Origin of the sequence: Halorhodospira sp. M38, from assembly GCF_022227985.1 — a bacterium.
Lineage (GTDB): Bacteria > Pseudomonadota > Gammaproteobacteria > Nitrococcales > Halorhodospiraceae > Halorhodospira > Halorhodospira halophila_A.
Window position 1 is genome coordinate 1 of sequence record NZ_JAJNQP010000049.1, and the last position, 4,890, is coordinate 4,890.

The following is a 4,890-nucleotide window of genomic DNA, read 5'->3' on the forward strand; positions in this document are numbered from 1 at the left end:
ATCCCGTCCCTACCTGTACCGTCCGTATCGGCGCACCACTATATCGCGCGCCGCTTGCGCCAAGTCCGTGTGCAGGTCGGCGTCGTAGCTACGCGCGGTGTGGCGGGCGCGCAGGCGGTTGAGCAGGTCGCAGAAGAGGTGCTCGCTGTCGGTATCACCGACGGGCTGGTAAACGCCGGGGCGCGCCTGGAAGCCCTCGATTTGGCCGTTATGGGCGAAGCACCAGTAGCGCCCCCAGAGCTCGCGGATAAACGGGTGGGTGTTCTCCAGGGCGACCCGACCTACATTCGCCTGCCGGATGTGACATAGGGCTACTTCGCTCTTGATGGGATGGGTCTCAACCACCTCAGCGATCCGCGATTGGGCGCTGGGCGACGGATCGTGAAAGACGCGGACCCCCCGGCCCTCGTAGAAGGCGATGCCCCAACCATCCCTATGAGGGCCACAGGCGCCGCCACGGCGCCTCAGCCCAGCGAAGCTGAAGCAGAGATCGGTCAGGGTATTGGCGCTCATCCCCAGTAACTCGCACATGGGTGCGATTGAACCACCCCGACGCCCAGAGCGCCAGGGCCCCAAGCCCCATGCAGCTCGCGATGTCAACCGATACGGCTATGCAAAATCCACGCTGATAAAGGGTTTCAATGGTCCACTTGTCAAGCTAAGGCAGACGACAAGCATTGCGGAGACCTCCGCGAAGATACGACAGTTACGGAGGCAATCGAGTTGCTCATCCTCGACAGATCGGCCCCGGCGCTGCCCAACTCGCGGCAGCCTGGAGTCACCGCGGGACGGCAACCGCGCGCTCCAGACACTAGCGTTCCGGCAGCGGGTGGTCGTTGCGACTATAATCGTCAGGGGCGGGGAGTCGCCGACCGCCAACGCTGCACCCAACACCCAGGGGCCACGAACAGCCCCGCTGAACGGACCCCCATACCCCCAGGACCGACGGTGTCAGACACGGACCCTACAACCCCCGGCCCGGACAACGAGTACCCCCGGGTCAGCGTGCTCCTCGTCGAACCCGACCCCGAGAGCGCGCGGATCATCGAGGAGCAGCTCCAGTCCCATGGGGCCCACAAGGTGGAGCGCGTCGAGGACACTGCACAGGCCTTGAAACGCGTCGTCGATCACGGAGGCCGGCTGGACGTCGTACTGATCGGCCTGCCGCTGAGCCACGAGAGCGACCTGCGCGCGCTCGGCCGGATACGGGGCGCACTGCCGGAGGCGCTCATTCTGCCGCTCGGTGAGTCGGCCACGGATGCCGATCAGGCCGACACGACCCCTGGAACCGAGGCCCGGCTGGCACGCCGCCGCGCAGAGGCTGCCTGGCTCCCCGAAGCCCTCCGGTTCGTAGCCCAGCGCAAGGCGGCGGAACGAACGCTGCAGCGGGCCGAAGAAGCGCTCTACGAGGAAAAGGAACGGGCCCGTGTCACCCTGAGTTCCATCGGCGACGCCATCCTAGTCACCGACGCGAAGGGCTGCGTGACCTATCTAAACCCGGTGGCCGAGGCCCTGACCGGCTGGCGACATCAGGAGGCCGAAGGCCGCCGTCTCTCCGAGGTCTTCAACCTGATCGATAGCACCAGCCGCGCCCCCGCCCTTAATCCGCTTTGGCGGGCCATCGCCGAGAACCAGGTCATCAACCTCGAGGCTAACCGCATCCTCCGCCACCGCGACGGCAGCGAGTGCGGGATCGAGGACTCTGCCGCGCCGATCCAGGACCGCCACGGCGCAGTCTCCGGCGGGGTCATCGTATTCCGCGAGATCAGCCAGTCCCGCGCCGTGACTCAGCGGATGGCCTATCTGGCACGGCATGACGCCCTGACCGAGCTGGCCAGCCGCACCCTATTCGCCGAGCGGCTCGCCCAGAACCTGCGCCTTGCGCAGCGGCACGGGCGGCGCCTCGGCCTGCTCTACATCGATCTCGACGGTTTCAAAGGGATCAACGACGAGCACGGGCATCAGGTCGGCGATTGGCTACTGCAACGCATGGCGGCCCTGCTCAAGACCTGCGTCCGCGACAGCGACACGGTCTGCCGACATGGCGGCGACGAGTTCATTGTCCTCCTCGCCGAGATCGAGCAGGTAGCGGACGCGGAACGTGTCGCCGAGAAGATCCGGGGCACCCTATCGCTGCCCCAGGAGATGGGGGATCACACCCTACACGTGACCGCGAGCATCGGCATCGCCGTTTGGCCGGATCATGCCGATACCGAGGAGGCCCTTGTCCAGAGCGCAGATCGGGCCGTGTACCGGGCCAAAGCGGCAAGCGGTAACCAGTACGCGCTGCCGCCCTGACCAAAGAGCCACAGCGCGGCCTCACCCCCGCTGCACCGCCTTTTCATAAAGCCCGGGGAACCGCCCGTCGGGATCGCATTCGCGCTTGAGGGCCTGGTAAGCCTGGCGGTCGTAGTACCGCCAGAACGTGGCTTCGTCGTAGGTGCTACGGGAGTAAAGGCTCTTCTTGCCGCCGTGTTTCGCGACCAATGCCTCGACCCGGGCGTTGTAGTGGCCGTCGGGCTCGCTGGAACGGACCAGGTCCCAGAAGCCGAAGTTGATATACGGGGTATCGGTGCGCAGCTGGAACAACGAGAACCCGGCCTCGGGAACCACGAGCGGGCAGATCCAAACCGGGCGAATACCGATCTCGGCCTCGAAATCCGCTAGGAACGCCGCGGCGCTGGCGATCGGGATATCGACGTCCTGGATCACCGACTCGGTGCGCGGACGAACCGACCGGAGCAGGCTCAGCGGCCACCGGTGGCTAGCGCGCATGACCTTCTGGTAGGTCACGCTGGACAGACGCTTACGCCCGAGCAGCAACCGCACCGATGCCAGGTGGGCACCGAGGTTCTTGCTGCACCAGAACCAGTCGGTGTCCCAACGCCAGAGGTAATCATAAATGGTCAGGTAGTCCTCGCGGCGCTGGCGCAGGCTCCGCCAGTACTGGCGCATCCAGGTGTAGTCGCTGGCCCGGGCGCCCGGCGGCAACGACTCGATGAAGTGTGCGCGGGTCAGGACGAGCTCGCCGGGGGCGAAGTAGACACCATCCAGATAGGCACAGCCCGGCTGCGCGCACGCCTCGCCGATCGCTGTGAAGAGCGCCTCGGGGTCGCGAAACGGCGTGTGCTCGAGCCGTACATAGGGCTGGACCGGAATCAGGCGGACCCGGACGCGCGTGGCATAGCCGAGGCTGCCGTAGGAGTTCGGGAAGCCGTAGAACAGCTCCGGGCGCCGCTCCCGCGAGCAGGTCAGCACGCGGCCATCGGCGACCAGGACGTCGAGCTCATCCACCGTGTCGTGGACCAGGCCGTAGCGGAACGCGCTGGACTCGATGCCGATCCCCGTGGTCGCACCACCTACCGTGATACTCCTGAGCTCCGGAACGATGGCCGGGGCCAGGCCGTGCGGCAGCGTCGCATCCACCAGCTCAGCGTAGGTCGTCATGCCCTCGACGTCGGCGACGCACGCCTCGGGATCGATCTCGATGACGTGGTTGAGCGACGCCACGTCGATCTCTGTCCGGGCGACCTCCTGGCGGTTCCGGAACAGATTGCTGGTGGGCTTTCTCAGGCGAACCGGCCCGTCGGACCCGGCCAGCGCCGCGGCCATGGCCTCGACACGAGCACGGTGGGCATCCCAGGCCATCTTACTCATCGGACTGGCACATAGCGCGAAACATCCCCGTGGCTAAGCACAATCTGCCATAGATTCAAGCTGCGCGCCCGGAACGCGCCAGCGCAGCTTAGAAGGTAATAGCACCACATCCGGTAGAAGCGCTCGTCCAGCCCCTCGCTTTGCTCGAGCTGCGGCCAGGCGGCGACGAAGTTGTCGTACCAGCCCATCAGCGTGCGGTCGTAATCCGGGCCGAAATTATGCCAGTCCTCAAGGACAAGCAGCCCCTCCTTGGCCGCGGTGAGCTGAGCCTCGGACGGGATCACACCGCCGGGGAAGATATATCGCGTGATCCAACGGTCGGCGCTCGCGCGACTGCGGTTGCCGCCGATGGTGTGGACCAGCGCCAGCCCGCCGGCTTTCAGGCGGCCCCGGATCAGTTCGAAGAAGGCGCGATAGTTGCTCGGCCCCACGTGCTCCATCAGGCCGACACTCACGACGCGCTCGTAGTGCCGCGACTCATGGGCCGCCTCGCGGTAATCTTGCTCCCGGACATCGACCGGAAGCCCTTCACAAAGCCGTCTCGCGTACGCCACCTGCTGGCTGCTGATATTGTAGCTGTCCACCTCGCACCCGTACTCGGCGGCGAGAAACCGGGCCAGCTCTCCGAAGCCGCCACCGAGCTCGAGCACCCGCATGCCCGGCTCCAGGTGCAGCTTGCGCGCGATGAGATCAAGCTTGGCACGCTGCGCCTCGTCCAGGCCCGCGCCAGACCCATCCGAGCCATAGTAAGCGCAGGTGTACTGCATGGTCGGCCCGAGCATGGCCTCGTAGAGCCGGTCCGAGAGGTTGTAGTGCTGCTCCGCAACCCGCTGCGAGCGCCGCCGGCTCTGCTCATGGCCAAGCTTGCTCAGCAACACCTGGCCGAGCACCGCCGGCGTGCGGAGCTTGTGCTCTAAGCTGGCCCGGAGCACCTGGAAGAACAACTGATCGAGCCGCTCGGCGTCCCACCAACCGTCCATATAGGCCTCACCGGCGCCCAACGACCCCTCGGCCAGAATGCGCTGATACAGCCGCTCGTCGTGGATCTGCACATCCCAGGGCCGCTCGCCGCCGAGTTCGACATCGGCGCTGGATAGCAGCTCCCGGACTTGTTGCTTTGCTGACATGCTCGTGCTCCCTGCAGAAGGCAAATGGCAACCCAGGCACAATTCGTGAAGCGCTTATTGCAGATTTTGGCACAAGCTTGTCTGCCAATGCGTTACGGGGTCGGCT

4 protein-coding genes are annotated in these 4,890 nt (G+C 65.8%); 1 reads left to right on the forward strand and 3 read right to left on the reverse strand.

Features of this window, described 5'->3' with window-relative positions; translation table 11 throughout:
• Nucleotides 1-9: 9 nt before the first annotated feature.
• A complete protein-coding gene (locus tag LRA98_RS12515) occupies nucleotides 10-531 on the reverse strand; it encodes a class II glutamine amidotransferase (RefSeq protein WP_274519986.1) in 522 nt (173 codons plus the stop codon).
• A 417-nt stretch (nucleotides 532-948) separates the two neighbouring features.
• On the opposite strand from LRA98_RS12515, the gene LRA98_RS12520 reads away from it, so the two are divergent.
• Entirely contained in the window at nucleotides 949-2,298 is a 1,350-nt protein-coding gene (locus LRA98_RS12520; RefSeq protein WP_238634228.1) for a diguanylate cyclase domain-containing protein, read from the forward strand.
• 21 nt (nucleotides 2,299-2,319) lie between these two features.
• Here LRA98_RS12520 and LRA98_RS12525 read toward each other — a convergent pair whose 3' ends face one another.
• Both LRA98_RS12525 and cfa read right to left on the reverse strand, forming a co-directional pair.
• Nucleotides 2,320-3,657, reverse strand: a complete 1,338-nt coding sequence (locus LRA98_RS12525) for an FAD-binding oxidoreductase (RefSeq protein ID WP_238634229.1) — start codon at nucleotides 3,655-3,657, stop codon at nucleotides 2,320-2,322.
• Nucleotides 3,654-4,784 (reverse strand): cyclopropane fatty acyl phospholipid synthase, encoded by a 1,131-nt coding sequence (gene cfa / locus LRA98_RS12530; RefSeq protein WP_238634230.1) that lies wholly within the window; start codon nucleotides 4,782-4,784, stop codon nucleotides 3,654-3,656. Before cfa ends, LRA98_RS12525 begins: the two co-directional genes overlap by 4 nt.
• Nucleotides 4,785-4,890: the final 106 nt, after the last annotated feature.